The organism is Paractinoplanes lichenicola, from assembly GCF_016785085.1.
Classification (GTDB): domain Bacteria; phylum Actinomycetota; class Actinomycetes; order Mycobacteriales; family Micromonosporaceae; genus Actinoplanes; species Actinoplanes lichenicola.
In genome coordinates, this window is record NZ_JAENHO010000015.1 from 126131 (window position 1) to 150833 (window position 24703).

The 24703-nt window shown below is 69.8% G+C and carries 22 protein-coding genes and 1 tRNA gene; 8 read left to right on the top strand and 15 right to left on the bottom strand.

Going from position 1 to position 24703, the window contains the following annotated elements; translation table 11 throughout:
• Positions 1-2 precede the first annotated feature (2 nt).
• From JKJ07_RS41360 to JKJ07_RS41370, 3 genes are all read right to left on the bottom strand, one after another.
• On the bottom strand, positions 3-854 hold the full coding sequence (locus JKJ07_RS41360; protein ID WP_202997478.1) for a LamG-like jellyroll fold domain-containing protein: 852 nt from the start codon (positions 852-854) through the stop codon (positions 3-5).
• Between the two features lie 74 nt (positions 855-928).
• The gene (locus JKJ07_RS41365) at positions 929-1960 is read right to left on the bottom strand and encodes a hemolysin family protein (RefSeq protein WP_202997479.1); all 1032 of its coding nucleotides are present in this window, start codon (positions 1958-1960) and stop codon (positions 929-931) included.
• Positions 1953-3287, bottom strand: coding sequence for a hemolysin family protein (locus JKJ07_RS41370; RefSeq protein ID WP_202997480.1), 1335 nt, complete (start codon positions 3285-3287; stop codon positions 1953-1955). The genes JKJ07_RS41365 and JKJ07_RS41370 overlap by 8 nt, the downstream gene beginning before the upstream one ends.
• A 101-nt stretch (positions 3288-3388) precedes the next feature.
• On the opposite strand from JKJ07_RS41370, the gene JKJ07_RS41375 reads away from it, so the two are divergent.
• A complete protein-coding gene (locus tag JKJ07_RS41375; protein ID WP_202997481.1) occupies positions 3389-4057 on the top strand; it encodes a GOLPH3/VPS74 family protein in 669 nt (222 codons plus the stop codon).
• Positions 4058-4061: 4 nt separating this feature from the next.
• On the opposite strand, the gene JKJ07_RS41380 is transcribed toward JKJ07_RS41375, so the two are convergent.
• Together JKJ07_RS41380 and JKJ07_RS41385 are read right to left on the bottom strand one after the other, a co-directional pair.
• Positions 4062-6191, bottom strand: coding sequence for a (Fe-S)-binding protein (locus JKJ07_RS41380; RefSeq protein ID WP_202997482.1), 2130 nt, complete (start codon positions 6189-6191; stop codon positions 4062-4064).
• 184 nt (positions 6192-6375) lie between these two features.
• On the bottom strand, positions 6376-6639 hold the full coding sequence (locus tag JKJ07_RS41385; protein ID WP_202997483.1) for a cell division protein CrgA: 264 nt from the start codon (positions 6637-6639) through the stop codon (positions 6376-6378).
• Positions 6640-6818: 179 nt separating this feature from the next.
• On the opposite strand from JKJ07_RS41385, the gene JKJ07_RS41390 reads away from it, so the two are divergent.
• The 4 genes from JKJ07_RS41390 to JKJ07_RS41405 are packed head-to-tail and all read left to right on the top strand — an operon-like array spanning position 6819 to position 10838.
• Complete coding sequence (locus tag JKJ07_RS41390; RefSeq protein ID WP_202997484.1) at positions 6819-7631, top strand: DUF881 domain-containing protein; 813 nt, start codon at positions 6819-6821, stop codon at positions 7629-7631.
• Positions 7631-9874: a class E sortase gene (locus JKJ07_RS51405; RefSeq protein ID WP_268919408.1), complete on the top strand. Its 2244-nt coding sequence runs from the start codon at positions 7631-7633 to the stop codon at positions 9872-9874. The genes JKJ07_RS41390 and JKJ07_RS51405 overlap by 1 nt, the downstream gene beginning before the upstream one ends.
• 6 nt (positions 9875-9880) lie before the next feature.
• Entirely contained in the window at positions 9881-10186 is a 306-nt protein-coding gene (locus JKJ07_RS41400; protein WP_202997485.1) for a hypothetical protein, read from the top strand.
• A gap of 1 nt (position 10187) precedes the next feature.
• The gene (locus JKJ07_RS41405; RefSeq protein ID WP_202997486.1) at positions 10188-10838 is read left to right on the top strand and encodes an aminodeoxychorismate/anthranilate synthase component II; all 651 of its coding nucleotides are present in this window, start codon (positions 10188-10190) and stop codon (positions 10836-10838) included.
• A gap of 50 nt (positions 10839-10888) precedes the next feature.
• On the opposite strand, the gene pknB is transcribed toward JKJ07_RS41405, so the two are convergent.
• The 7 genes from pknB to JKJ07_RS41440 all read right to left on the bottom strand — a co-directional run bounded on the left by pknB (position 10889) and on the right by JKJ07_RS41440 (position 19866).
• Positions 10889-12745, bottom strand: coding sequence for a Stk1 family PASTA domain-containing Ser/Thr kinase (gene pknB, locus JKJ07_RS41410; protein WP_202997487.1), 1857 nt, complete (start codon positions 12743-12745; stop codon positions 10889-10891).
• Complete coding sequence (locus tag JKJ07_RS41415) at positions 12742-14088, bottom strand: serine/threonine-protein kinase (protein WP_202997488.1); 1347 nt, start codon at positions 14086-14088, stop codon at positions 12742-12744. Before JKJ07_RS41415 ends, pknB begins: the two co-directional genes overlap by 4 nt.
• 2 nt (positions 14089-14090) lie before the next feature.
• The gene (locus tag JKJ07_RS41420) at positions 14091-15587 is read right to left on the bottom strand and encodes a penicillin-binding transpeptidase domain-containing protein (RefSeq protein WP_202997489.1); all 1497 of its coding nucleotides are present in this window, start codon (positions 15585-15587) and stop codon (positions 14091-14093) included.
• Complete coding sequence (locus JKJ07_RS41425; protein ID WP_202997549.1) at positions 15584-17044, bottom strand: FtsW/RodA/SpoVE family cell cycle protein; 1461 nt, start codon at positions 17042-17044, stop codon at positions 15584-15586. The genes JKJ07_RS41420 and JKJ07_RS41425 overlap by 4 nt, the downstream gene beginning before the upstream one ends.
• 79 nt (positions 17045-17123) lie before the next feature.
• Positions 17124-18584: a PP2C family protein-serine/threonine phosphatase gene (locus JKJ07_RS41430; RefSeq protein ID WP_202997490.1), complete on the bottom strand. Its 1461-nt coding sequence runs from the start codon at positions 18582-18584 to the stop codon at positions 17124-17126.
• The gene (locus JKJ07_RS41435; RefSeq protein WP_133873756.1) at positions 18581-19063 is read right to left on the bottom strand and encodes an FHA domain-containing protein FhaB/FipA; all 483 of its coding nucleotides are present in this window, start codon (positions 19061-19063) and stop codon (positions 18581-18583) included. The genes JKJ07_RS41430 and JKJ07_RS41435 overlap by 4 nt, the downstream gene beginning before the upstream one ends.
• Before the next feature lie 5 nt (positions 19064-19068).
• Entirely contained in the window at positions 19069-19866 is a 798-nt protein-coding gene (locus JKJ07_RS41440) for an FHA domain-containing protein (RefSeq protein ID WP_202997550.1), read from the bottom strand.
• A gap of 200 nt (positions 19867-20066) precedes the next feature.
• Here JKJ07_RS41440 and JKJ07_RS41445 point away from each other — a divergent pair.
• The 3 genes from JKJ07_RS41445 (at position 20067) to JKJ07_RS41455 (ending at position 22670) form a co-directional block, all read left to right on the top strand.
• A tRNA-Leu gene (locus JKJ07_RS41445) sits at positions 20067-20149 on the top strand.
• A 980-nt stretch (positions 20150-21129) separates the two neighbouring features.
• Positions 21130-21954, top strand: coding sequence for a WecB/TagA/CpsF family glycosyltransferase (locus JKJ07_RS41450; RefSeq protein WP_307834678.1), 825 nt, complete (start codon positions 21130-21132; stop codon positions 21952-21954).
• Between the two features lie 119 nt (positions 21955-22073).
• A complete protein-coding gene (locus JKJ07_RS41455) occupies positions 22074-22670 on the top strand; it encodes a hypothetical protein (RefSeq protein WP_236030774.1) in 597 nt (198 codons plus the stop codon).
• A 125-nt stretch (positions 22671-22795) separates the two neighbouring features.
• Here JKJ07_RS41455 and JKJ07_RS41460 read toward each other — a convergent pair whose 3' ends face one another.
• From JKJ07_RS41460 to JKJ07_RS41470, 3 genes are all read right to left on the bottom strand, one after another.
• Positions 22796-23251, bottom strand: coding sequence for a hypothetical protein (locus JKJ07_RS41460; RefSeq protein WP_202997493.1), 456 nt, complete (start codon positions 23249-23251; stop codon positions 22796-22798).
• Positions 23252-23410: 159 nt separating this feature from the next.
• Positions 23411-23635, bottom strand: coding sequence for a DUF397 domain-containing protein (locus JKJ07_RS41465; protein WP_184954316.1), 225 nt, complete (start codon positions 23633-23635; stop codon positions 23411-23413).
• On the bottom strand, positions 23599-24480 hold the full coding sequence (locus JKJ07_RS41470) for a helix-turn-helix domain-containing protein (RefSeq protein WP_202997494.1): 882 nt from the start codon (positions 24478-24480) through the stop codon (positions 23599-23601). Before JKJ07_RS41470 ends, JKJ07_RS41465 begins: the two co-directional genes overlap by 37 nt.
• Between the last annotated feature and the right edge of the window lie 223 nt (positions 24481-24703).

Genomic DNA, 24703 nt, shown 5'->3' on the forward strand with positions numbered 1-24703 from the left:
GTTCACGAGATCGCGACGAAGACGTCGTCGATCTCGCCGGCGAACTGGTCGTTGCTCTTGCTGGTGCCCTTGCCGCCCACGCGCAGCGGCTCGGCGTTGGCGATGGAGAGGGTGGCCGGCACCGCCACCGTCGCGGCCGCCCGGCCGTCCACCTCGAGCGTCAGCTTGTCGCCGGACCGGGTGCACGCCAGCGAATGCCACTTGCCGTCGGCCACGTCGATCGCGGGCTCGGCCCGATAGATGTCGCCCGCGCCGGCCAGCACGCAGCTCGGGTGGCCTTTCCGATGGTCGACCTGCAGCTTGTACTGCCCGTCGCCGCCGACCGAATAGCCCTTCTGCACCACGTTCGCGCCGTCGGCGAGGTCGGCGTACGTCATCCGCACCGAGGCCCCGTACCGGAGCTGTTTGGTTCCGGGGTTGAGCGAGTCGTCGCGGACGCCCTCCAGGATCGCGCGCGGGCAGTCCCGTTCGCGCGCCAGGCGGCACCGGGTGGGATAGGAGACGGCCAGGCCGGACCCCTGCTGGACGAGGCGGAGGGCGCCCCCGTTCTGCCCGAGCGGCCGCAGCTCGTGCCGGCCGCGATGATCGGTGATCGGCTGGCCGACTCCCCCGTCGAAGTTGTAGCGCACGCTCACCGGGCCGCTCGCGATCTTGATCTTGCCGGGTGGCGGCGCCGACTTCTGCTCCACCGGATCCTGAATGGGAAGCAGCCCGGCCACGGCCCGCACCAGCGAATCCGGCGACGGCTTGATCACTGCGAAGGCCGGCCCCGGGGACGGTTGCTGACCGTGCGCCACCGCGCCGACCACGACCAACAACCCCGCCAGAGCCAACCACCACCGTTTGCGAGACATAAGTTTATTGTCCGAAATGGTCGGCCGACGGGCGAATCCTGACCCTCGAAAACAGCGAAACAACCCGTACGCGGTCAGCCAACCGGCAGGATCGGGTGGCCCGGTTCGCCGACCACGGCGTGCACCACGTCGTCCAATGTGATCACGCCGAGCGGCCGCCGCCCGTCGCTGACCAGCACGATGTGCAGCCGGTCGCGCCGCATGGTCAGCAGCAGATCGGCCAGCGTGCGTTCCGGGGCGACCACCGCGAGGGGCCGGATGATCTCGGGCGGGATCGGCTTCGTGCGGCGCTCGGCGGAATACCCGAGGATGTCTTTGACGTGCATGAACCCGAGCACCCGGCGGGTCTCGCGCTGCACGACGGGAAACCGCGACCGGCCCGTACGCGTCGCCACCGCCTCGACCGTCGCCGGTGACACGTCGTCGGCGATCGTCGTGACGCTCGACCAGGGCCGCAGCGTGTCGGCCGCCGTGCGGTTCTGCAGTTCGAGCGCCGCGTGAATGCGGGCGTACTGCTCCGTGCCCAGCAGCCCCTCGCTGCGCGCCTGCGTGACCATGCCGGCCAGCTCCTCGGCCGTGAACACCGTCTTGACCGAATCCGTCGACTCGATCGACCAGATCTTGAGCACCAGCCGGGCCGCCCAGCGCATCGCGTTGAGCAGCGGTTTCGTCGCCGTGCAGAAGGCCAGCATGAACGGCCCGAGGATGAGCGCGGCGCGTTCCGGCCCGGCCAGCGTGATGTTCTTCGGCACCATCTCGCCGATGACCGTGTGCAGGAAGACGACGACGCCCAGGGCCAGCACGAAGGCGACCGGGTGGATGGCGTTTTCGGGCAGGCCGATCGCGTGGAACGGGCCCTCGAGGAAGTGGGCCAGCGCCGGTTCGGCCAGCGCGCCCAGGCCGAGCGAGCAGATCGTGATGCCCAGCTGGGCGCCGGCGATCATGAGCGGGATCTGGCTCATCGCGGACAGGGCCCACTGGGCGCGCTTGTTGGTCGCGGCGAGCGGTTCCAAAGCCGTACGGCGGGAGGCGATCAGCGCGAACTCGCCGCCCACGAACAGGCCGTTGCCGATCAGCAGCACGAAGGTGACCAGGAGCTCAGTCATCGTCGGGCTCCGGCGGGGCGGACACCCGCACCTGTTCGATGCGGTGCCGGTCGACGGCCATCACGGTGAACTCCCACCCCAGCGACTCGTAGGACTCGCCGACGACCGGGATGTGGCCGAGCCGGGAGAGCAGAAAACCCGCAAGCGTCTCGTACGGACCCTCGGGCAGGGCGAATCCGGTCTGCTCCATCAGCTCGTCCTCGCGAAGCAGACCGTCGACCAGGTACGACTTCTCGCCGCCGGGCGCCGTGAGCTCCTGCGTCGACGTCTCGGCCGGCTCGACGTCGTACTCGTCGGCGATCTCCCCGACCAGCTCCTCGATCAGATCCTCGGCCGTGACCACGCCGTCGGTGCCGCCGTACTCGTCGACCACGATCGCCAGGTCCGCGTTCGCCTCGCGCAGCGCCGCCAGCACCTTGTCGAGGGCGAGGCTCTCGGGAACGTAGACCGGCTCGCGGGCGATCGTCGCGACCTGGGTGGCGCCCCGGCGCTCGGGCGGCACCCCCAGCGCGTCGGGCACCCCGACCACGCCGATGACCAGGTCGATCGTGTTTTCGTAGACGGGGAAGCGGGTGTGCCCGGTCTCGCGCGCGACCGCGATCAGCTCGGCCACGCTGGCCGTGGTCTTGAGCCCGACCACGTCGACCCGCGGGGTCATGGCCTTGGCCGCGCGCTTCTCGCCGAAGCGGATCGTGCGGCGCAGCAGCGTGGCGGTCTCGGCCGGCAGGGCCCCGGCGTCGGCGCTGATCGCGGCGAGCAGGCCCAGCTCCTCGGGCGAGCGGGCGCTGGCCAGCTCCTCCTGCGGCTCGATGCCGATCCGGCGGACCAGCCAGTTCGCCGACCCGTTGAGCCCGCCGATCAGCCACTTGAAGAGCTTGGAGAACGTACGCAGCGGGGCCGCGGTCAGCAGCGCGGCGCGCATCGGGCGGGCCAGCGCGGCATTTTTGGGCACCAGCTCGCCGAACAGCATCGAGATCAGGGTGGCCACGATCAGCGCGAGCGCGTGCGTGACGCCCTCGGTGGCGTCGCCCGCGACCGGCTCGATGACCGGGTCGAACAGCTTGGAGAGGGCGGGCTCGGCGAGATAGCCGGTGAGCAGCGCGGTGAGCGTGATGCCGAGCTGGGTGCCGGAGAGCTGGAACGAGAGCTCGTGCAGAGCGTGCTGGACCGTGCGCGCCCGGCGATCACCCGTGCCGGCGCGGGCGGAGATCTCGGCCCGATCGACGGTGACCAACCCGAACTCGGCTGCCACGAAGAACGCGTTGCCCACCGTGAGCAGGGCAAACGCCGCCAACGGGAGCACCGCGGTCAGGAGCAGGCCGTCCATGATCGGTTCACCTCGACCTCATTGTGCCGGACCGGGGCGAACCCGGCGTGCCCACCCGAGGTGAGGATTGGCACGGCCCGGAACGGGGCAAACTTCCGGGGATGAACCTGGTCGAGGAGTTCACGCTGCTGGCGTACGACGACGACGGCACCCCGCTGACCGACGGCACCCACCTGGACCACGGTCTGGGCGGCGGGCTGCTGCTCGAGCTGGCGCTGGCCGGCCGGGTCGACGTCGAGGACAAGAAGGTCGTCGCGCTGGAGACGAGCCCCACCGGCGACCCGCTGGTCGACGCCGCGCTGATGCGGATCGTGGCCGAGGACAAACCGCGCAAGCCCGGCCACTGGGTCTCGAAGTTCGCCAAGGACACCCGCTTCCAGGTGCTCGACAAGCTCGTGGCCGAGGGCATCCTGCGCACCGAGAAGGACAAGGTGCTGTGGGTGTTCCCGCGGACGAAGTATCCGGCCGCTCACGGCGTCGAGCCCGTGCAGGAGACGGCCGCGCGCGACCGGATGCGGCACGCCGTGCTCGGCTCGGGTGCGGTCGAACCGCGTACGGCTGCGCTCTGTGCCCTGGTCGCGGCGACGGATCTCGACAAGAAGGTCTTCGGTGACCTCGACCAGAAGGTCGTGAAGGCGCGGCTGCGGGAGATCAGCGAGGGCGCCTGGGCGGCCGAGGCCGTGAAGCGGGCGATCGACGAGATCCAGGCGGCCGTGCTGGTGGCGATCGTCGCCTCGACCACCGCGGCCACCGCCGGCACGCCCTCGTAGCGCCCTAGACCTCCTGCTTGAGCGAACGCAGCAGGACCGTTGCGACGTCCACGACCTCGACGTTCTCCTGCTCGCCCTTGCCGGTGACGCCGTCGCCGATCATCGTGTAGCAGAACGGGCAGCCCACGGCGATCGTCTTGGCCCCGGTGGCCAGGGCCTCCTCGGTGCGCTCGACGTTGATCCGCTTGCCGATCTTCTCCTCCATCCACATGCGGGCACCGCCGGCGCCGCAGCAGAAGGAGCGTTCGGAGTTGCGCGGCATCTCCACCAGGTTGGCCGCCGAGCCCAGCACCTCGCGGGGCGCGTCGAACACCCGGTTGTGGCGGCCCAGGTAGCACGGGTCGTGATAGGTGACGTCGCCCTCGATCGGCTGGACCGGGGTGAGCTTGCCGGTCGCGACCAGGTGCTGGAGCAGCTGCGTGTGGTGCACGACCTCGACCTTCAGGCCCAGCTGCTCGTATTCGTTGCCGAGCGTGTTGAAGCAGTGCGGGCAGGTCGCCACGATCTTCTTGACGTTGGCCTCCTGCAGGGTTTCCACGTTCTGCTGGGCCAGCATCTGGAAGACGAACTCGTTGCCGATGCGGCGCGCGGGGTCACCCGTACAGGTCTCGCCCTCGCCGAGAATCGCATAGTTGACACCGGCCTCGTGCAGCAGCTTCGCGACCGCGCGGGTGGTCTTCTTGGCCCTGTCCTCGAACGCGCCGGCGCAGCCGACCCAGAACAGATACTCGAAGTCGTCGGTCTCGCCGACCCGCGGCACCTCGAAGTCGAGACCCTTGGTCCAGTCCTCGCGGGTGTTCTGCGGCGCGCCCCACGGGTTGCCCTTGTTCTCGAGGTTGCGCAGCATCACGCCGGCCTCGGAGGGGAACGACGACTCGATGAGCACCTGGTAGCGGCGCATGTCGACGATGTGGTCGACGTGCTCGATGTCGACCGGGCACTGCTCGACGCACGCCCCGCAGGTGGTGCACGACCACAGCACGTCGGGGTCGATCACACCCTGCTCGTCCTCGGTGCCGATCAGCGGGCGGTTGCCCTCGGCCAGCGCCAGCACATCCATGTGGGCCAGCTGGGCCTCGGTCGCCTTCTCCTCACCGGTGAGGTCCTTGCCCCCGCCGCCCAAGAGATAAGGAGCCTTCGCGTACGCGTGGTCGCGCAGACTCAGCACGAGGAGCTTGGGCGAGAGCGGCTTGGCGGTGTTCCAGGCCGGGCATTGCGACTGGCAGCGCCCGCACTCGGTGCAGGTGGAGAAGTCGAGCAGCCCCTTCCAGGTGAACTGCTCGACCTGGGCCACGCCGAACTGGTCCTTCTCGGGGTCGGCCTCCTCGAAGTCCAGCGGCTTGCCCTCGCTCATCATCGGCCGCAGCGCGCCCAGCCCGGAGCCGGCCGGCTTCTCGGGCGCGCGCTTGAAGAAGATGTTGAAGAAGGCCAGGAAGCGGTGCCAGGCCACGCCCATGGTCGGGTTGAGCGCGATGGTGATCAGCCAGCCCATCGAGATGAACAGCTTGACCAGCGCGACCCAGGTCGGGCCGTCCTCGGCCGCGGGCAGCAGGTTGCCGACGCCGTGCGACAGCGGGGTGGCCCACGCCGGGTATTCGAACGTGTCGTTGGCGACCTTGAACCCGCGGATCAGAAAACCGCAGGCCAGCACGCCGAGAATGACCGCCTCGACGAAATACGCCTGCCACATCGTCGAGCCCGTGAAGCGGCTGCGCTTCTGCCGGATGCTCCGTTGCCGCACGAAGATCAGGTAGAGGATGCCGGCCAGGCCGAGGATGCCGATCCACTCGGTGACGAAGCCGTAGACGACCCAGTGCCCGACGATCGGGAGCCCGCCCTCGGGGTCGACGACCTCGAAGTAGGCCTCCACGACCAGCAGGAACAGGATCATGAAGGAGACCATCACGAGCCAGTGGGCGGCGCCGATCGCGCTCCACTTGAGCATCCGCGTGTGACCCAGCGTCTCGACCAGCATGGTCTTCGTCCGGGTCGGCTTGTCCGCGAAGCGCGCCGGGTCGGGCTTGCCCTGCCGGATCACCGCGGTGATGGTCAGGACGGCGCGGACCGCCAGCACGACCGCGACGACGGTGACGGCGCCGGCCAGCACGGTGGCGATTATCTGCGCGATGCCCATCAGCGTTGTGCCTCCTCGGTCGGCTGTCCGCCGCGCCCATGTTACCCACGAGTAATAGACGGCCGCACGCCACCGGGTCAAGTGGGGGCGGCCGCAGGCGCAAAGCGCACCCCGGCCAGCGGCGCGGGGTGCGCTTTAAACGGACAAAAGCCACACTACCCGCGCGTGAGCGGGCTCAACGGCCTTACCGCCAGCGGGACAGGATGCCCAGCGAGGCGACCATGCACCCGAAGCCGATCGCCAGGTTCCAATACCGCAGCGCTTCCACCGGGTACTGCTGGGACGACAGGTAGTACACGACCAGCCAGGCGATGCCGATCACGATCAGCGCCACGGCACTGATCGGCAGCCACATCGGGCTCGGCTTCTTCGACGCCGCTGCCGCCGCGGGACGGATGTCCGTCGGCGGTGTGTAGACCTTCTTCTTTCGGACCTGAGACTTCGGCACGGTGCTCTCCTGAGGGCAACAAGTGGTGAACAACCCCACCGCTGAGCGGCTCCGGAGACCCCGAATGCTGCCCGTGGCGATTAATGTTCGACAGCTAGCGTAGTCAAGGCGGCGGGCAGACAGGCACCCGCCGGGCGAGGAAAATGTCCGGCGCGGATATTTCGGGGGGATTCGGGGACGTGGAATACACCACCGGCACGCCCTCGTGGCGGCTCGTCCTGCGCCGGGCGTGGCGCGGCTTGCGGCCACATCGTCCCAGCCTGCGCATGCGCGGCTGGTCGGCCGGCTCGCCATTGATCTTCCTCGCTGCGGGCCTGCTCTTCACCACCTCGGCCACGATCGCGGACGGCACGGCTCTGCGCGACGACCGCCGGCCCGAGCTGACCCAGCTCATCGCCGACAAGAACACGCGCCTGCACGCCCGCGAGAAGACTGCGGCCCAGCTGCGCGCCGCGGTCGACCAGGACACCGCCCGCCTGGCCGAGGTCGACGGCCCGGTCGGCGCGGCCCGCAAGACGACCGAGGGGCTGCGCGCCCCCGCGGGCTTCACCGCCCTGCAGGGCCCCGGGCTGACGGTCACCCTCGACGACTCGTCCCGCCGCAGCAACGACTTCGTGGCGGCCAACGCCCCCGACAACGACGACCTGGTCGTTCATCAGGGTGATGTGCAGGCGGTCGTCAACGCGATGTGGGCCGGCGGGGCCGAGGCAATGTCGATCATGGATGTCCGCGTGATCTCCACCAGCGCTGTACGCTGTGTCGGCAACACGCTGCTGCTGCACGGCCAAGTTTTCTCGCCGCCGTTCAAGATCACAGCTATCGGCGAACCCACAGGGATGCGTCGCGCGTTGGAGTCCGCGGTAGGGGTCCAGCAGTTCCGGGCTGCCGTCGCCGACTTCGGCCTCGGCTATACCGAAACCGTCGAGAGGAACGTGACAGTGCGGGCGTACGACGGGTCGAGTGACCTCCGATCCGCGCGGGTTGCCGGGTAATGGCCGACAACCCGTCCGCGGGTCCCGGGTCGGGGCGGCATCGCGCTCCCGACACCGAGGCCCAGACGGCCTACATCCCGCGCATCACCGACGCCTCGCCCGACGGCGTGCCCGGCGGCCCGCTGTCGCCGCCGATCGGCCTGGGCGCGGCCCCACGCTCGGCCCCGCCGTCGCTGCCGCCGCCGTCACCCTCGGCCGCCGAGACCGCCGTGCTGCGCACCGACGAAGAGGTGCAGCAGCGGATCGCCGCCGGCGGCTCTCTCGGGGCCGCCGCGCGTGCCCTGCGTCCCGGCCCGGCCGCGCCCGGCCGCCAGGATCCGGGCTTCTTCGCCGGCACCGGAGGGCACCAGGCTTACCAGCCGTTACGCACCGGCAGCGCCTCGGCGCCGGTCCCGACCGGTTCACCGGTCCCTCCCTCCGCGCCGGTGCCGACCGGCTCGCCCGCGCCCTCCGCGCCCGTGCCGACCGGCTCTCCCGCGCCGCCCTCGGCGCCGTTGCCCGGCCGCGACCCCGCGTGGCCGCACGAGCACGGCGTCCCGGTGAACGGGCCGCAATACACGGACGCGTTCGACGGAACCCCCGCCCGCGGCGCCACCCCGCCGGCCGAGCCCTCGTTCCGAGCCCCTCAGGCCGCCCGTACGCCCCTCTCGGGCGCCGGAGCCCCCAGCGGCGGGTTCTTCCCGCCTCGACCCCCTGAGGGCCGTTACAGCGGCGGCGAGCAGGCGTTCGCCCCGGGTGACCAAGCCAACGGCGCCCCGGCGTTCGGGCGCACCTTCACCAACGACGCCGCCAACGGCCATCTGGCGCCCGGCTCCCCGTTCGGGGACGCCCTCAACAACGGCGTCTTCAACGCCGCGCCCGACCACAACGGCGCCTTCAACGCCGCGCCCGACCGCAACGGCTCCTACGGCGAGCCGGTCGCCCGCGACGGCCAGTTCGGCGGCGCGCGGCCCGAGGAGCGCGCGTTCGACAGCCGTACGGGAGCGAATGGCCTGGTCAGCGGCCGTCCCGAGGCACCTGCCCACGGCATGCCGCACGGTGGCTCGGGTTTCGGCGACCCCGCCGGAGCGCCCCAGGCCTTCCGCCCGCCCGCCACCACCGGCCACAACTCGGGCGGCTATCCCGTCGGCGGGCCGGGTCAGGGCTTCGGCGATCAGGTTCGCCCCAGCGTCCCGGTCAACCCCGGCTCGGCCGAGCGCCGCGAGCCCAGGCGTGATCCGGGCGAGACCGCCGTCATCCGTACGTCGGACGCGCCGACCGGGCTGCTCCCGGCGATGCCGCGGCCCAGCGAGCAACCACCCCCCGTCCAGGCACCCACCGCGCTCCTCTCCGTGGTTCCGGGCGTCGCCGCACAGGCCGCGAAGGCGAAGGCCGATCCCGACGCCGTGCTGGGCGCCGCCTCGGTCTCGCCCCCCGGCCCGGACGGTCCGAGGCCCCCGGCGGAGGAAGAGGCCGTGGCGGAAGCACCCAAACGGGGCGAGAAGGTCGTCAAGCTGCGACCGGAGCAGACCGGCGAGGGCTACAAGAGCGTCTACTCCGAGCTGACCCGCCCGACTCTCGGCTCGCGCATCCGGGGCGCCATCCGCGTCTCGGGCGAGCTGATGATCACCTTTGGCCTGATCGTGCTGCTGTTCGCCGGTTACGAGGTGTTCGGCAACTCGGCCAAGGTGCAGGACGAGCAGAACGCCCTCGACACCGAGCTCGACGAGGTGTGGAACGACCCGACCGTCGGCCCGACCGCGTCGACCGCCGCCAAGGCGCCCGCCGCCCCCGGATCCAACCTGGTCGGCCGGCTCTACATCCCGAAGCTCGACAAGGAGTGGGTGGTCGTCGACGGCGTGCAGCCCGACGACATCCGGTACGCCCCGGGTCACTACCCCGACTCCGCCAAGCCCGGTCAGGTCGGGAACTTCTCGGTGGCCGGTCACCGCATCAAAAAGATCTTCTGGCGGCTCGACGAGCTCAAGGACGGCGACGTGATCGGCGTCGAGACCCGCACCAACTGGTACGTCTACAAGGTCTACCAGCAGCAGGTCGTGAAGCCGAGCGCCGTCGAGGTGGTCGCGCCCGTGCCCGGCAAGCCCAAGGCCAAGCCGCGCCAGTCGCTGCTCACGCTGACGACGTGCAACCCGAAGTACAACAACTACGAGCGGCTCATCATCCACGCCGAGCTGGTCTCGACGAGCAAGCGTGATCAGGCCCAGCCCAACGCCGGCATGCCGGCCGACATCAAGGGGGCCTGACCGGACATGTATTCGTGGATCTGGCGCAAGCTCCCCGGCGGTGTCTGGGGCAAGCTGATCGGGTCACTCGGCATGATCGCCGCCACCACCGCCCTGCTCTGGTATGTGGTGTTCCCGTGGGCGACGCCGCTGCTGCCGTTCGACGACGTGCAGGTCGGCACGGGCACCGAGCAGCAGGGCCCCGACGGCGGGGGTGATGCCGACGTCACCAGCACGGACAGCCCCAGCCACGAGGGACCCGACGAGATCCCGTACGACACCGAGTCGAACCAGCCCCACCCCTCCGACGCCGCCCAGATTCCTGGTGATTGACGTGCGCATCCTGGTCCTCGACAACTACGACTCGTTCGTCTTCAACCTGGTGCAATACCTCGGCCAGCTGGGCGCCGAGTGCGAGGTGCGGCGCAACGACGAGATCTCGGTGGCCGACGTGGGCTCCTTCGGCGCGGCGGGCATCCTGCTCTCGCCCGGCCCCGGCACCCCCGAGCGCGCCGGCATCACGATGGACGTGATCAAGGCGTACGCCGGGAAGGTTCCGATGTTCGGGGTCTGCCTGGGGCATCAGGCGATCGGCGCCGCGTTCGGGGCGACCGTGACCCGTGCCCCCGAGCTGCTGCACGGCAAGACCTCCGAGGTGCGGCACAGCGGGGCCGGCGTGCTGGCCGGGCTGCCCGAGCCGTTCACGGCGACGCGCTACCACTCGCTCGCCGTCGTGCCCGAGACGCTGCCGGCCGAGATCGAGGTGACCGGGCGTACGGAATCGGGGGTGGTGATGGCCATGCGCCACCGCGAGCTGCCGATCGAGGGCGTGCAGTTCCACCCCGAGTCGGTGCTGACCGAGGGCGGGCACACGATGCTGGCCAACTGGCTCGCCTCCTGCGGCCTGCCGTCCGCGCTCGAGAAGGCGCCGCCGCTCGCGGCCGAGGTCGAGACCCGGCGCCGCGCCGCCTTTGCCACGGCTTAGCGAAACGGCCGCCTCCGACGTCGGGGGCGGCCGTTCTCGTCGAAGCGCGGTCAGTCGCGGCGGACCACGGCGATCGGATAGTTGATCAGGCCGTTCGTGCCCGAGCCGGAGCCGGTGCCGCCGGCGTTGCCCGTGCCCGTGCCGGGCGACTCGGTGTCGTCCGGGTTGGGCGTGGTCTCGTTCGGGTCCGGTTCGGCGACGACCGTCAGGGTGACCTTGTCGCCCTTCGTGACCGTCGTGTTCGCCTTCGGGTTCTGCTCGATCACCGTGCCCGGCACCGCGTTCGGGTCCTGGACGTCGACGGTTGTGACGTTGAACGGGCCGGCGTTGTCGAGGGTGCCCGTCGCCGTCGCCAGCGACTTGCCCACCACGTCGGGCATCTTCGTCTGGCGGGCGTTCGAGATCTGCACGGTGAGCGTCTGGCCCGGGTCGACCGTCTGGCCGGCCTTCTCGACCTTGACCACGGTGCCTTCCGGCTTGAGGCTCGGCACCTCCTCGAACTTGACCTTGAAGCCGAGGCCCTCGAGCGTGCTCTTGGCCGCGTCCCGGGTCGAGCCGACCAGGTTGTTGGGCACCTCGACCTTGTCCGGCTTCTGGCAGAGCTGATAGCTCACCGTCAGGTCGGCGGCCACCGTGGCGCCCGCCTTCGGGTCCTGCTGGACGACCGTGCCGTCGCAGTCCTGGCTGATCTGCGGTTTGTCGGGCGAGATGCGGGTGATGCCCGCGGTCTTCAGCAACGCCCGGGCCTCCTCGTCGGTCTTGCCGTCGAGGTCGGGCATCTCGTACGTCACCGGGGCCGAGGTGGGCGTGTCACCCGCGTTGGTGTTGTCGTTCGCGTTGTTGCGCATCTGGGCCAGCGCGACACCGAGCACGATCACGACCAGCACACCGAGTGCCGCCAGCGACGCCCACACCCACGTCGATCGCCGCTCCGGCTCGCGGGGACCACCACCGACGGGCCGCTGCATGGTCGTGGCGCCCTGCGGCTGCCACTGCCGCGACGGCGGGCCCTGCATGGCCATCGTCTCGGCCTCGGACATCACCGGGGTGGCCAGCACCGGACGACCCGCGACGGCCCGCAGCGCGTCGGCCCGCATCTCCTGCGCGCTCTGGTAGCGGTTCATCGGGTTCTTGGCCAGCGCCTTGAGCACGATGGCGTCGACGTCCGGCGGGACCTCGTGGTTGATGTCGCTCGGGGCGCGCGGCTCTTCCCGTACGTGCTGGTAGGCCACGCTGACCGGGCTGTCGCCGACGAACGGCGGGTGGCCGACGAGCAGCTCGAACAGCACACAGCCGGCCGCGTACACATCGGAGCGGGCGTCGACGGACTCGCCCCGGGCCTGCTCGGGCGAGAGATATTGCGCCGTGCCGATGACCGCGCTGGTCTGCGTCATGGTGGTGGCGCCGCTGGCCAGGGCCCGCGCGATGCCGAAGTCCATGACCTTGACCTGGCCGTTCTGCGTGATCATCACGTTGCCGGGCTTGATGTCCCGGTGGATGATCCCGTGCCGGTGGCTGAACTCGAGGGCGGCGCAGATGTCGGCGATCATCTCGAGCGCCCGGCGCGGCTGGATGCGCTGCTCCTGGGCGAGCACTTCCTTGAGGGTGTGCCCGTTGACGAACTCCATGACGATGAACGGCAGCTTCTCGCCGGTCGACGAGATCTCCTCGCCGGTGTCGTAGACGGCGACGATGGCGGGGTGGTTCAGAGCCGCCGAGTTCTGCGCCTCGCGACGGAAGCGCTCCTGAAACGTGGCGTCGCGAGCCAGGTCGGTGCGCAGCATCTTGATCGCCACGTCACGGCCGAGCCGGAGGTCGCGTCCGCGGTGCACCTCGGCCATGCCGCCGTAGCCCAAGAGCTCGCCGACCTGATACCTGCCACCGAGCAGGCGGGCCTGCGCCGTCATAGCGTCTGTCGTCCTTCGTTAGCTTTTATCCAGCCGGGGTTCGCGCCCGCCTGTGTGGTGAGACGGTACGACGCCACCGATGGCTCCCCGCCGGTGCCGCCCAATTCCACGGTGGCCGCGTTTCCCCTGCTCAACGCGTTGTTCTGCTGCTGGTTGTAGAGGAACGAGATCACGCCGGCGCAGAGCAGGACCAACAGCGCCAGCACCACGGCCAGCACGATCAGCACCTGCCGTCCGCCCGAGCTCTCCGGCTTGGCGGCCGGTGCCGGCTGTGATTGATACGGCTGACGGTAGGGCTGCGGTTGAACGGGCGGTCCGGAGGGTACCGAAGCCGCGCCGCGCGCCCCCGAGACGGGCCGGGGCACCGGCGGATAGGGCGGGCGGGCCCCGCCGGCCATCGGCGAGCCCGGCATCGGGGCGCCGCCGGCCGGGCGGCCGCCGCTCTGCGGGTGGACGGGCGCGGGGCTGACCGGGCCGGAGGCGCGGACCGGGGAGCCGGTGGGCGCCTGGGCCTGGGCCGGGTTGGCCAGCGAGGCGGCGGCCTGGCGGGCCACGGCGGCCAGCGCCGACGCCGAGGGCCAGCGGGCGTTCGGGTCCTTGGCCAGGGCGCGGTCGACGATCGTGCGGACCTGGGGCGGGATGTCGCCGGGCAGCGGGCGCGGCGTCTCGCGTACGTGCTTCATCGCGATTTCCATCGGCGTCGCGCCGTCGAACGGCCGGTGCCCGGAGAGGCACTGATAGGCGACGACGCCGAGCGCGTAGACGTCGGAGGCCGACGTGGCGACCGCGCCGGAGGCCTGTTCGGGCGAGATGTAGGACGCCGTGCCGAGCACCGAGCCGGCCACGGTGAGCTGGCCGACCAGGGCCGAGCGGGCGATACCGAAGTCGGTCAGCACCAGGGTGCCGTTGGGGCGGACGAGCAGGTTGCCGGGCTTCACGTCGCGGTGCACGATGCCGTTCGCGTGGGCGGCCTGCAGCGCGTCGGCGGCCTGGGCGATCAGCGCCATCGTGCGGGCCGGGGTCAGCCGGCCGACCCGGCTCAGCGTGCGCGAGAGGGCGTCACCCTCGACGTACTCCATCACCAGGAACGCGAGCTGCTGGTCGCTGCCGTAGTCGTAGACGTCGACGACCCCGGGGTGGTTGATCGTGGCCATCGTGCGGGCCTCGCCCCGGAACCGCTCGGCGAAGCCGGGCTCGTCGAGCAGCGCGGGCAGCAGGATCTTGACAGCGACCGTCCGGCCCAGCACCTCGTCGGTGCCGCGCCAGACATCGCCCATCCCACCTCCGGCGATCCGCTCGTCGAGAACGTACCGGCCGCCGAGGGTCACCCCAGGGCTGATCATGCTCAGTTCCCTCCCTGACCCGCCGCGGCCTTCATGATGAGCCCGGCGATCCGGGCCGCCTCGGCGCTGGCGTGGCCACCGGGCACGTTCTCAAGCATGACGCACGCGGCCGAGACCGCCTCGCCCTTGTCGTTGAAGGCGAAGCCGATGAACCAGCCGTGCGGGTCGGCGCCCTCGGCGTTCTGGGCCGTTCCGGTCTTGCCGCCGACCTCCATGCCGGAGATGCGGGCCCGCTTGCCGGTGCCGTTCTCGACGACGCTGACCATCATGTCCTTCAGGTCGCCCGCGACCTGGCTGTTGACCGGCGTGCGGAGCGTCTTCGGGTCGGCCGTGTAGATCGTGCGCAGATCGGGGCTGGTGAGCTTCTGCACCAGGTAGGGGCGCATCTGCTCGCCGTCGTTGGCCACCGTGGCGGCGATCAGAGCGCCCTGCAGCGGGGTCATCCGGACGTCGCGCTGGCCGAGCGAGGACTGGGCCAGCGCGCCCTTGTCGACGCTGCCGTCCGGGTTGGCCATCTTGCCGGTGTCGCTCATCGCGACCGGCAGCCCGCTGCCCTCGAGGTCGCCCACGGTCAGCTGGTCGTCCTCGAAGCCGAACGCCTTGGCCGCGGCGAGCACCTTGTCGCGGCCGAGGGTCACGCCGAGCCGGGCGTAGCCGGTGTTGCAGCTCGTGGTCAGCGCGGCCTTCAGATCGATCTGGCTACCAGGGCAAACTTCGTCCTCGGAGTTGCGGATGACCGCGCCGCTCTCGCGATATTCGCGCCCGGCCTCGATCTCGGTCTCAGTTGTATAACCGTTTTGGAGGGCGGCCGCAGAGACGATCACCTTGAAGACCGAGCCGGGCGGCTTGGTCTCGGCGGTCGAGCGGTTCAGCAGCGGCTGGTCCGGGTTCTTGTTGAGCTTGTTGTAGGCCGCCGCGGCCGCCTTCTCGTCGTGGCTGACCAGCGGGTTCGGGTCGAAGCTGGGCATCGACACCATGGCCTGCACGGCACCCGTACGCGGGTCGATCGCGATCGCCGCGCCCTTGGTGACGTCGCGCTCGTTGTCGTTCAGCTCTTTCCAGGCCGTCTCCTGCGCCTTGGTGTCGAGCGTCAGCAGCACGTTGCCGCCACCGGTGTTGTTGCCGGTGAACATGTCCTTGACCCGGTCGGCGAAGAGCTTGTCGCTCTCGCCGGAGAGGAAGTCGTTCTCGGCGTTCTCGATGCCGGTCGCGGCCAGGCCGACGGGCCGATACCCGAGGACCGGCGCGTAGACCTCCTTGCGCGGGTAGACGCGCAGGTATTTGAGGGCGTCGTCGGTGATCTTGTTGGTCGCGATCCCCTGACCGCCGGCCTCGATCACGCCGCGGGGGCGCTCGTACTGCGCGACCACCACGCGACGGTTGTAGTCGTTGGTGCGGTAGTCGTCGGCCTTGTACGCCTGAACCCAGTTCAAGTTGGCGAAGAGCAGCCCGAACAGGACGAGGATGACCACGCCGGCCCGTCGAAGTGGTGCGTTCACGGCTTGATCACCTCCGTCATGGCGCCGTGTAGTTGTGCTGGTGCTTTCTTGCCTGGGCCACCGGCCCGATCCGTCCCGCCGCCGCTGGCCGCCGGGCCGCGCGCCGCGTTCGAGATCCGCAGCAGCATCGCGATCAGCAGCCAGTTGGCCATCAGGGAGGAGCCGCCGGACGAGAGGAACGGTGTCGTCTGACCGGTCAGCGGGATCAACCCGGTGATGCCACCCAGGATGACGAAGATCTGCAAACCCAAGGTGAACGACAGACCGCCCGCGACCAGCTTGCCGAACGAGTCACGCACCGCGAGCGCCGACCGCAGGCCGCGCTCGACGATCAGCAGATAGAGCACCAGCAGCGCGGACAGGCCGAACAGGCCGATCTCCTCGCCCATGCCGGCGAAGATGAAGTCGTTCTGGACCTCGGGGACGAACCGGGGCGAACCGCCGCCCGGGCCGGAGCCGAACAGGCCGCCGGTGCCGAGCGAGAGCAGGCCCTGCACCAGTTGATAGCTGCCGCCGAGGCGCTCGTAGTTCTCGTTGTCGAACGGGTTGAGCCAGACCTGGGCGCGGTCGTAGAAGTTGGCGAACGGGCCGCCGACCGACGCGCCGAGCAGGTAGGCCACGTAGACACCGCCGAAGAACAGCAGCAGACCGATGATCAGCCAGCTGGCCCGCTCGGTGGCGACGTAGAGGGTCACGATGAACAGGCCGAAATAAAGCAGCGCGGTGCCCAGGTCCTTCTCGAAGACCAGCACCAGGAGGCTGAGCAGCCAGACCGTGACGACCGGGCCGAGGTCGCGGCCGCGCGGGAAGTCGATGCCGAGGACCCGGCGGCTGGCCAGCGACAGCACTTCTCGCTTGCGGACCAGGTAGTACGCGAAGAACGAGACCAGGGCGATCTTGGCGAACTCACCGGGCTGGATCGAGAACGAGCCCAGCCGGATCCACAGCTTGGCCCCGTTGACCTCGGAGATGCTGGCCGGCAGCACGGCCGGGATCATCACCAGCACGATGCCGGTCAGGCCCAGGGTGTACGCGTACCGGGAGACGACCTTGTGATCGCGGACCACCAGAAGCAGGATCGCCGCCAGGATCAACGCGATCAAAGTCCAGGCCAGCTGGCGGCCGCCGATGCCGGAGAAGACGCCCGGAATCGGCTCCTTCTCGGAGAGCGCGTCGCCGATGTCGAGCCGGCGCAGGAAGCCCACGCCCAACCCGTTGATCAGCGCGACGGCCGGGATGAGCACGGGATCGGCGTACGGCGCGGTGTAGCGCACCACGAAGTGCAGGCCGAGGAACAGGACGCTGAGCAGCGCGGCCGGCACCCAGAAGGTCGGGGTGATCTCGCCGATCCGGCCCGCCTCGACGGTCGCCCCGTACGCCGCCACCAGCACCATGGCGAACGCGAGCAGACCCAGCTCGGCATTGCGCTGGGTCTTCATTCCCGGGATACGCGCCATCTCGCCCGTGGAAGCGGGCGAGGAAGCAGGCACGGCGGGCGCGGTCAAGAAGGATCCCCAGACATGGTCGAGCCGAAGCTCAGTTGACGGTCCGGCACCCGACCGGATCGGCAGCGGGCGCAGACTCGGAAACCTGAGCGGACGGCGTGGTCGCGGGCACGGAGTTCGGCACCGATCCGTCGGCGCCGGCGGCGGTGCTGCCGGGGACGGCGCCCGCGGCGGTGGTGCTGCCGGGGACGGCCGGTCGGCTGCTGGTCCCGGCGCTCGGCAGGACCGGCGGTGTCGTCGCCGTTGCGGGCGGCGGCGTGGTGACGGTGGAGCAGAGCGGCTTGAGGTTCGGGTTCGACGGGGCCTCGTCGGTCAACTCGGCCAGCATGCGCTGCGCGTCCGGCCGGTCGTCGGCGTGGATGCCCTCTTTCACCCGATCCTGCGCGACCGTGGTGAGGTCGTCGAGGCGGGACGGGCTGGTCTCGTTGACGCTGGACAGGTCGAGGCCGGCGATCTGACCCGGGACGCCGCGGAAGATCGCGAGCTGCCCGGCCTCGGTGGCGCCGACGTAATACTGCTTCTGCGTGTATTGATAGCCGAGCCACAGGCCGCCGCCGAGCACACCCAGCAGCACCAGGACGAGCAGCGTGGCCCGCACCGGGTGGCCCTTGGGCTCGGGCTCGGCGTACGTGTCGCGTTCGGGCTGCGGCTGGGCCGGGCGCGGCGCCTGCAGGGCGGCGGCCCGCGCGGCCGAGGTCGAGCTGTCGGCCACCGTGTTGTTGCCGCGGTCGATCGCCGCGGCGCCCCCCACGATCGGCGCCTGCTCGACGATGTCGGCGTCGGTCGCGTCCGCGATGACCACCGTGATGTTGTCGGGGCCGCCGCCGCGCAGGGCCAGCTGCACCAGCCGCTCGGTGCACGCCTGCGGGTCGGCGAGCTCGCGCATCGTCTGACCGATGGTGTCGGCGCTGACCACGCCCGAGAGCCCGTCGCTGCAGATCAGATAGCGGTCGCCCTTGAGCACCTGACGCACGGAATACTCAGGGTCGATGTCGCGGCCGTCGAGCGCCCGGGTGAGCAGCGACCGCTGCGGGTGGCTGCTCGCCTCCTCCGGGCTGACCCGGCCCTCGTCGACCAGCATCTGAACGTACGTGTCGTCCTTGGTGATCTGGGCGAACTCGCCCCCGCGCAGCAGGTAGGCCCGGCTGTCGCCGATGTGCACCATGCCGAACTTGCTGCCCGAGAAGAGCACCGCGGTCAGCGTGGTGCCCATGCCCTCGAGCTGCGGGTTGGCGTCGACGGTGTCGCGCAGCTGTTGATTGGCCGTCCCGACCGCGTGGCGTAACGCGTCCACCATCGCGTCACCGGGGACGTCTTCGTCGAGCGGCGCCATGGCGGCGATGACGATGTTGGAGGCGACGTCACCGGCGGCCATGCCGCCCATACCGTCGGCGACAGCAAGCAGCCGCGGCCCGGCGTAGACGGAGTCCTGATTCAGGTCTCGGATCAGACCGCGGTCGCTCTGAGCGGCATAGCGCAGGGTCAGGGTCATGGCCGTAACTCGAGAGAAGTGCGACCGATACGGATCGGTACGCCAAGGGGGACGGGAGTAGGTCCGGAGACCTTACCGCGGTCGAGATAGGTGCCGTTCGTCGAGCCGAGATCCTCGACGAACCACTGACCGTCCCGCGGAACGAGCCGCGCGTGCCGAGCCGAGGCGAAGTCGTCGGTGATGACGAGAGTGGAATCCTCGGCACGACCGATAGTGATCGGCGCCTCGCTCAGCGTGATGCGGGTGCCGGAGAGCTGCCCGGCAGTGACCACGAGTTGCCGCGCCGCCTTACCGCGCTTCGCCTTCGCGGGCCGGCCCTCGGGCACCGCGCCACCCACCCCCCGAGGGCTGGCGACGATGCTCTTGGACCGGACCCCAGCGAAGAGATCCCGGCGGATCACCCCCACCACCGTGAACACGAAGATCCACAGCAGGATGAGGAAGCCGAACCGGGCGACGGTGAGGACGAATTCGGGCAAGGTGCTTAGCCGTCCACTCGGAACGTCAGCGTGGTGGTGCCCAGCTGGATCATGTCGCCCGGGTTGAGCGCCACGGCCGAGACGCGCTGGCCGTTCACCATCGTGCCGTTGGTCGAACCCAGGTCGGTCAGCACGACCTGGTTGCCGTCGTAGTCGAGCCGGGCGTGCCGGCGCGAGATGCCGACGTCGGGCAGGCGCAGGTTCGCCTGGTCGCCGCGGCCGATCACCGTCGAGCCCATCTGCAGCGGGTAGGTGCGGCCGTCACCCGAGATGAGGCCCACCCCGCCGCGGCCATTGGGCGCGCCGCCGCCGTGCTGCTGATAGCCGCCCTGCTGTTGCTGCTCGTAAGGCGGATATTGCGGGCCCGCGTCATAGGCCGGCTGCTGCACCGGGGCGACCTCGCCACCGGTGTAGACCTCGGCCGTGACCCGGAACATGCCCGTGTCGAGCCCGTCACCACGCTCGATCTCGACGATCACGTCGCCGTAGACCGTCCACGCCTGCTCACCGATGAACTCGGCCTGAGACTGGGCCAGCTCCTGGGCGAGCGCGGCGGCATAGGGCGCCAACCGGCTGTGGTCGTAGGGCGAAAGGTCGATCACGTAGCGATTCGGCACGAGAGTCCGGCCACCGGCGAGGATGGCCTTGTGTGCCTCGGCCTCCCGCTGCATGGCATTCAGGATCTCCACCGGGTGCACGACACCCTTGAACACCTTGGCGAAGGCCCCTTCGACAAGGCCTTCCAATCGCTTCTCAAAGCGCTGCAGCACGCTCACCGGCTCCTCCTCGGCTTCCGAGGACATGATGGTATCCGGCCGCCGCTTGCGCATCTGTTGCTCAAGAGCGACCGGCACTTCTGACCCTCGTATGACACCCGTAGACGCCGTGCTAGTCTTCCCTGGCGTCAGGGGCGATATCAACTCGCTTGGTGACGTGCGACAGCGTAGTCTGTCGCAGCCAGTAACAAAAAGGCAGGCCTCCGGGCCGGTCTCATAAAGGCCACGGGGATGTGGCGGAATGGCAGACGCGCACGGTTCAGGTCCGTGTGTCCGAAAGGACGTGGGGGTTCAACTCCCCCCATCCCCACGAGTCGCGGGAGCCCCTGTTCGCTGAGAAGCGCGAACCGGGGCTCCTCGTTATATCTGCCCCGGGGCCGAGCCCCGGGAACCCCACGTTACGGTGGGGGCGGTTGTGCGTTGTTTCTCACGTTTTGTGGGGGCTGCCGGCTTCGCCGGGACGATCTTTCATCCCTCTTTGGTTGCCCTGGGTGATGGTCACGGTGTGGTTCCAACATCATGTCGGGCCCGCAACGGGCGCGTCGGAGGCGTCGGGACGGGCTTGATCGGCCTGATCTGGTGCTCGACATCACATTCCGAAGCGCCTTCGGCGTTCGTCATCCTCTGGCCTCGCTGCCCGGAAGTAGCCTTCCCGGCCCCGGCGCCTCGGCTTCAGCACCTTCGGCTTTCGCGCCCTCAGGCCGCCACTGCCCGTTCGGCCTTCCCCCTCCAGCGCCGTAACGGCCATCACTACGCCTTCGCGCATCTGCCCAAGCGCTCCAGCCGACATCACGCCTTCGGGGTTCGGTCCAGAGCGCCCTCCAGCCGTCGCCACCCCTTCGGCCTTCCGCCGCCAGGACCCTCCGGCCCTCGCCACCCCTCGGGCTCCCCTTCGACACCCGCCTCCAGCACCCCAGCCCTCGCTGCCCTCGGCCATCCACCCCCTACGCCCTCCGGCCCTCGCCGCCCCTCGGCCATCCGCTGCCAGCGCCCTTCAGCCCTTGGCCGCCGCGGCCGGCAGACGGGCCCGGGCAGGGCGATCCGACCCGAGCGCCCTTCAGTCCTCGCCACCCTTCCGGCTTTCGACCTGGAGGTGCCCTTCAGCGCGACTAGCTTCGGCGGGATGGGCAGGGGTGGGCGCGCGCAATGGATGGACGGCGCGGTGGGGGGCGCGCACGGTGGGTGCGCGCGGTGGGTGGGTGGGGGTGGTTGCGCTAATGGGTGATGGGGGTGGGGCGGCTATGCTCGGCGGCGGAAAATTGCGGGGTCGTCGAAACTGAGGATGCGTTCGTGAGTGCTCATCAGGCTGCTACCCGGACCGGCAAGCGGAGTGTGCTCGGGGTGCTCGTCGACGTCACCGACTACGCCGACGCCACCGAGCGGATCATGGCGGCGGCTCGGGAGCGGCGGGGTTACGCGGTGACCGCGTTGGCTGTGCACGGGGTGATGACCGGAGTGCAGGACAAGGCGCACAACGCGCGGCTCAACTCGTTCGACCTTGTCACCCCGGATGGGCAGCCCGTGCGGTGGGCGCTCAACTCGGTGCATCACGCGGGGCTCGCGGATCGGGTCTACGGGCCGACGCTGACGCTCAAGGTCGTGGAGCGGGCGGCGGCCGAGGGGCTTCCCATTTACCTGTACGGGTCGACGCAGCCCACGCTGGAGCGGCTCGTGCCGGCGCTGGAGAAGATGTTCCCGGCCCTCAAGATCGCGGGGGTGGAGGCTTCGAAGTTCCGGACCAGCCACCCCGGTGAGGCCGCGGAGATCGCGGAGCGGATCAAGAGCTCGGGCGCACGCATAGTTCTGGTCGGGCTCGGGTGTCCGCGACAAGAAATCTTCACGTACGCGATGCGTCCGCTTCTCGACATGCCACTTCTGGCCGTCGGGGCCGCGTTCGACTATCACGCCGGGCTGCTCAAGAACCCGCCCGCGTGGATGCAGAAGTACGCCCTCGAGTGGCTGTGGCGCCTGGGCCTCGAGCCGAAGCGCCTGTGGAAGCGATATGTGCTGCTCAACCCGGCTTACCTGGCCCGGCTCGCGGCGCAGCGAAGTGGACTGTGGAAGGCGACCCCGCCCGCCCCGGCCACCGAGCCGGTCACGACGTTCGCGGTGTAGAGCCGGTCTGAAGCCGGTATAAAGAGGACAGTCTCAGGGTCAGCAACGGCATCCCCTACGGGGCCCGGTCGGGTAGAAACCCGGTTTCGCGCCGGCGCCACCGGGTGAACGCTGTCGATGTGAACATCGTCGCGGACCTCATCCTCGCCGGCGCCCTCGTCGCCGCCTGGCTCACGGCCGGGCTGCTGGCAGACGCGTTGCCGTCGGCTCGTTCGGCGCCGGCTCTGCGCCGCCGGGCCGGCCTGATCACCGTGCTGATCGCCGCCGGCGCGGCGGTGTTCGTCGCCATCCCGATCGTCACCGCCCTGTTGCCGGGCGAGTCGGCGGCCCCGGCCGCGGCGCTTGTGCCGGCCGTCCCGGCCCTGATCGTGCTGACCGCCGGTCTGCGCCGGGTGGCCCTGGTGCGGCGAGGCGCGGGCGCCTTCGCCACCGCCCCGCAGACCCCGGTGCCCCCGGCCCTGCGCGCGGCCGCCGCACACCCGCTGATCCTGGTGCCGCTGCAGGTCACTGGGCTGGCGACGCTGCTCAGCCTGCCGATCGCCGGCGGCGTGGTGGAGGTGCCGGGGGCCGACCTGGCCGGCATCGGCATCACGGTGGTGGGTGTGGCCGTGCTGGCCATCGGCATCCGGGCCGGGCTGCGGCACAGCAAGCTCAGCGTGCAGGCGCTGGCCCCGATCGGCCGCAGCCGCCCGCGCGTGCCGGTCAACAGCCGCTGACGGTCAACCCGCCCCGCAGGGAAAGCCGCCACGCAAAGGCAAGCAGCCCCGCGGAGGAAAGCGGCCCCGCGGAGGAAAGCGGCCACGTAAGGGAAGGCCCGGTATAGAAGGCCCGGTACAGAAGGTCAGCCCTTCTTGGCTTCCTGCACGTAAAGCAGCTCGAGGATCGAGCGCGCCGCCTCGAACCAGCGGTCCAGCCAGTCCGAAGTGGGCAGAGTGCCGCGGGCGGGCAGCTCGAGCAGCAGCCCGCGCAGCAGCGGGTGGTCCGCCATCGACTGCGACGACCCCGAGTCGATGGCCGGCCAGCCGCTCGACGGGAAGACCGGCTCGGTCAGTCCCTGCAGGTCGAGGGAGGGCAGCTTGGCCGCACGGTCGAGCGGGCTGATCGGGTCGATGCTGTGCGAGCGACCCGGCGACCGGGTGGGCAAGCCCGAGGAGCTGCTGCGCGACACCAGTTCGCCGTCGGCGCCCTCGGCGGCGATCGCGGCCTCGCGCCGGTTCTGCCGGTACGCGCTGACCCCGCCGCTGAAGCGGTCCTGCGCCGTCGAGGAGTTGCTGAGGTTGTCCGAACCAATCGTCATCTGTCTGCCTTGCCTCGCTCGGGGGAAGCGACCCCATCGGTGTGGGCGCGGCCCCGGGCCGCGCTTTTGCCGTTCAACGAGGCGAGCGGAGAAATGACTACGGCCGGCCCTCCCGCGCCGATGCGGGAGGGCCGGCCGCATTACGACGGACCTCGAGGCTCAGAGGTCGAACTCGCCGTCCTTGGCGCCGCCGACGAACGCGTCCCACTCGGCGGCGGTGAAGATCAGCGCCGGTCCGTGCGGGTTCTTCGAGTCGCGCACCGCGATCGCCTCGTCCACGAAGGCCACCTCGACACAGTTGTCGGAGTTGGGCCCGCTGCGAGTGCTCTTGAACCACTGTGCCCGGCTCAGATCGATCCGGAAACCCTTCGCTTCGACTTCCACAATGGCTCCTCTACCAGCATGTGAATCATCCCGATGGACTCCTCCGGTGGGAGGGCCGACGTCCGGATGGTCTCGAAGATGGAGATGTACTTACCGAGTTCCTCGGTCTTCTCGAGAAACAGTCCCCCGGTCGCATTCTCGGTGAACACCACGTCGGCGTCGCCCTCCTCCTCGAACTCGAGAATGGCGAACGTGCCGTCCATCCCGGCGTGCGCGCCCGCCGCGAAGGGGATGATCTGCAACGTGACGTTCGGCAACTGTGCCGTCGTGATCAATCTGGCTAATTGATCACGCATGACGTCGTCGCCGCCGACCGGCCGGCTTACCACCGCCTCATCGAGCACCACCCAAAGATCAATCGGATCGTCCTGAATCAATAACGACTGTCTTTCCATCCGGACGCGCACCCGCTGCTCGATTTCCTGAACGCTGTCCCCCGGTCGGGCGGCCCGAATCACCGCAATTGCATACTCTTCGCTCTGCAGCAACCCCGGAATGACCTGCGACTCGTACGTCCGGACGGACCGTGCGGCGGCCTCCAACCCGACATAGGCACTGGTGAGAACCGGTGAAAACGGGTGCCACCAACCCTTTTGCCTCGCCTCTCGGGCAATTTGGACAAGCTCCCGCTTGACCTCGTCCGAAACGGCATAAATGTCCAACATGGCGGCCACATCGCCGGGGGTCGCGCTGGTGTGCCCGGTCTCGATCCGTGACACTTTGGACGTCGAGCAACCCAATCGCTCGGCCACCATGTCGATGGTGACCCGGGCGCCCTCCCGATGCCGGCGCAACTCGACCCCGAGCCGGCGGCGTCGAATGGTAGGACTGCGATGTTGATTCACAACCACAGTCTGCTGTCGATCATTTAGTGATTCAAGTTCCTCGGACCTACCAACCGGTAATCACTAAGGGCTGACATGCAACTTGCATCGACCGGACTCGTGGTGCAATCTTTTCGGTATGGCTCGCGTCACTGCGCCCGATCGGGCGATGGGGCCGAGTCCCGCTCAACGTTCCGATACGCCACCGTTAACGGGGTGACGATCTCATACGCCGTCCGACGTG

Excerpts from the sequence above, each read along its gene's own strand:
- JKJ07_RS41360 (WP_202997478.1), bottom strand. The coding sequence starts at position 854 with ATGTCTCGCAAACGGTGGTGGTTGGCTCTGGCGGGGTTGTTGGTCGTG.
- JKJ07_RS41365 (WP_202997479.1), bottom strand. The coding sequence starts at position 1,960 with ATGACTGAGCTCCTGGTCACCTTCGTGCTGCTGATCGGCAACGGCCTG.
- JKJ07_RS41370 (WP_202997480.1), bottom strand. The coding sequence starts at position 3,287 with ATGGACGGCCTGCTCCTGACCGCGGTGCTCCCGTTGGCGGCGTTTGCC.
- JKJ07_RS41375 (WP_202997481.1), top strand. The coding sequence starts at position 3,389 with ATGAACCTGGTCGAGGAGTTCACGCTGCTGGCGTACGACGACGACGGC.
- JKJ07_RS41380 (WP_202997482.1), bottom strand. The coding sequence starts at position 6,191 with ATGGGCATCGCGCAGATAATCGCCACCGTGCTGGCCGGCGCCGTCACC.
- JKJ07_RS51405 (WP_268919408.1), top strand. The coding sequence starts at position 7,631 with ATGGCCGACAACCCGTCCGCGGGTCCCGGGTCGGGGCGGCATCGCGCT.
- JKJ07_RS41400 (WP_202997485.1), top strand. The coding sequence starts at position 9,881 with ATGTATTCGTGGATCTGGCGCAAGCTCCCCGGCGGTGTCTGGGGCAAG.
- pknB (WP_202997487.1), bottom strand. The coding sequence starts at position 12,745 with ATGACGGCGCAGGCCCGCCTGCTCGGTGGCAGGTATCAGGTCGGCGAG.
- JKJ07_RS41415 (WP_202997488.1), bottom strand. The coding sequence starts at position 14,088 with ATGATCAGCCCTGGGGTGACCCTCGGCGGCCGGTACGTTCTCGACGAG.
- JKJ07_RS41425 (WP_202997549.1), bottom strand. The coding sequence starts at position 17,044 with ATGGCGCGTATCCCGGGAATGAAGACCCAGCGCAATGCCGAGCTGGGT.
- JKJ07_RS41430 (WP_202997490.1), bottom strand. The coding sequence starts at position 18,584 with ATGACCCTGACCCTGCGCTATGCCGCTCAGAGCGACCGCGGTCTGATC.
- JKJ07_RS41440 (WP_202997550.1), bottom strand. The coding sequence starts at position 19,866 with ATGTCCTCGGAAGCCGAGGAGGAGCCGGTGAGCGTGCTGCAGCGCTTT.
- JKJ07_RS41460 (WP_202997493.1), bottom strand. The coding sequence starts at position 23,251 with ATGACGATTGGTTCGGACAACCTCAGCAACTCCTCGACGGCGCAGGAC.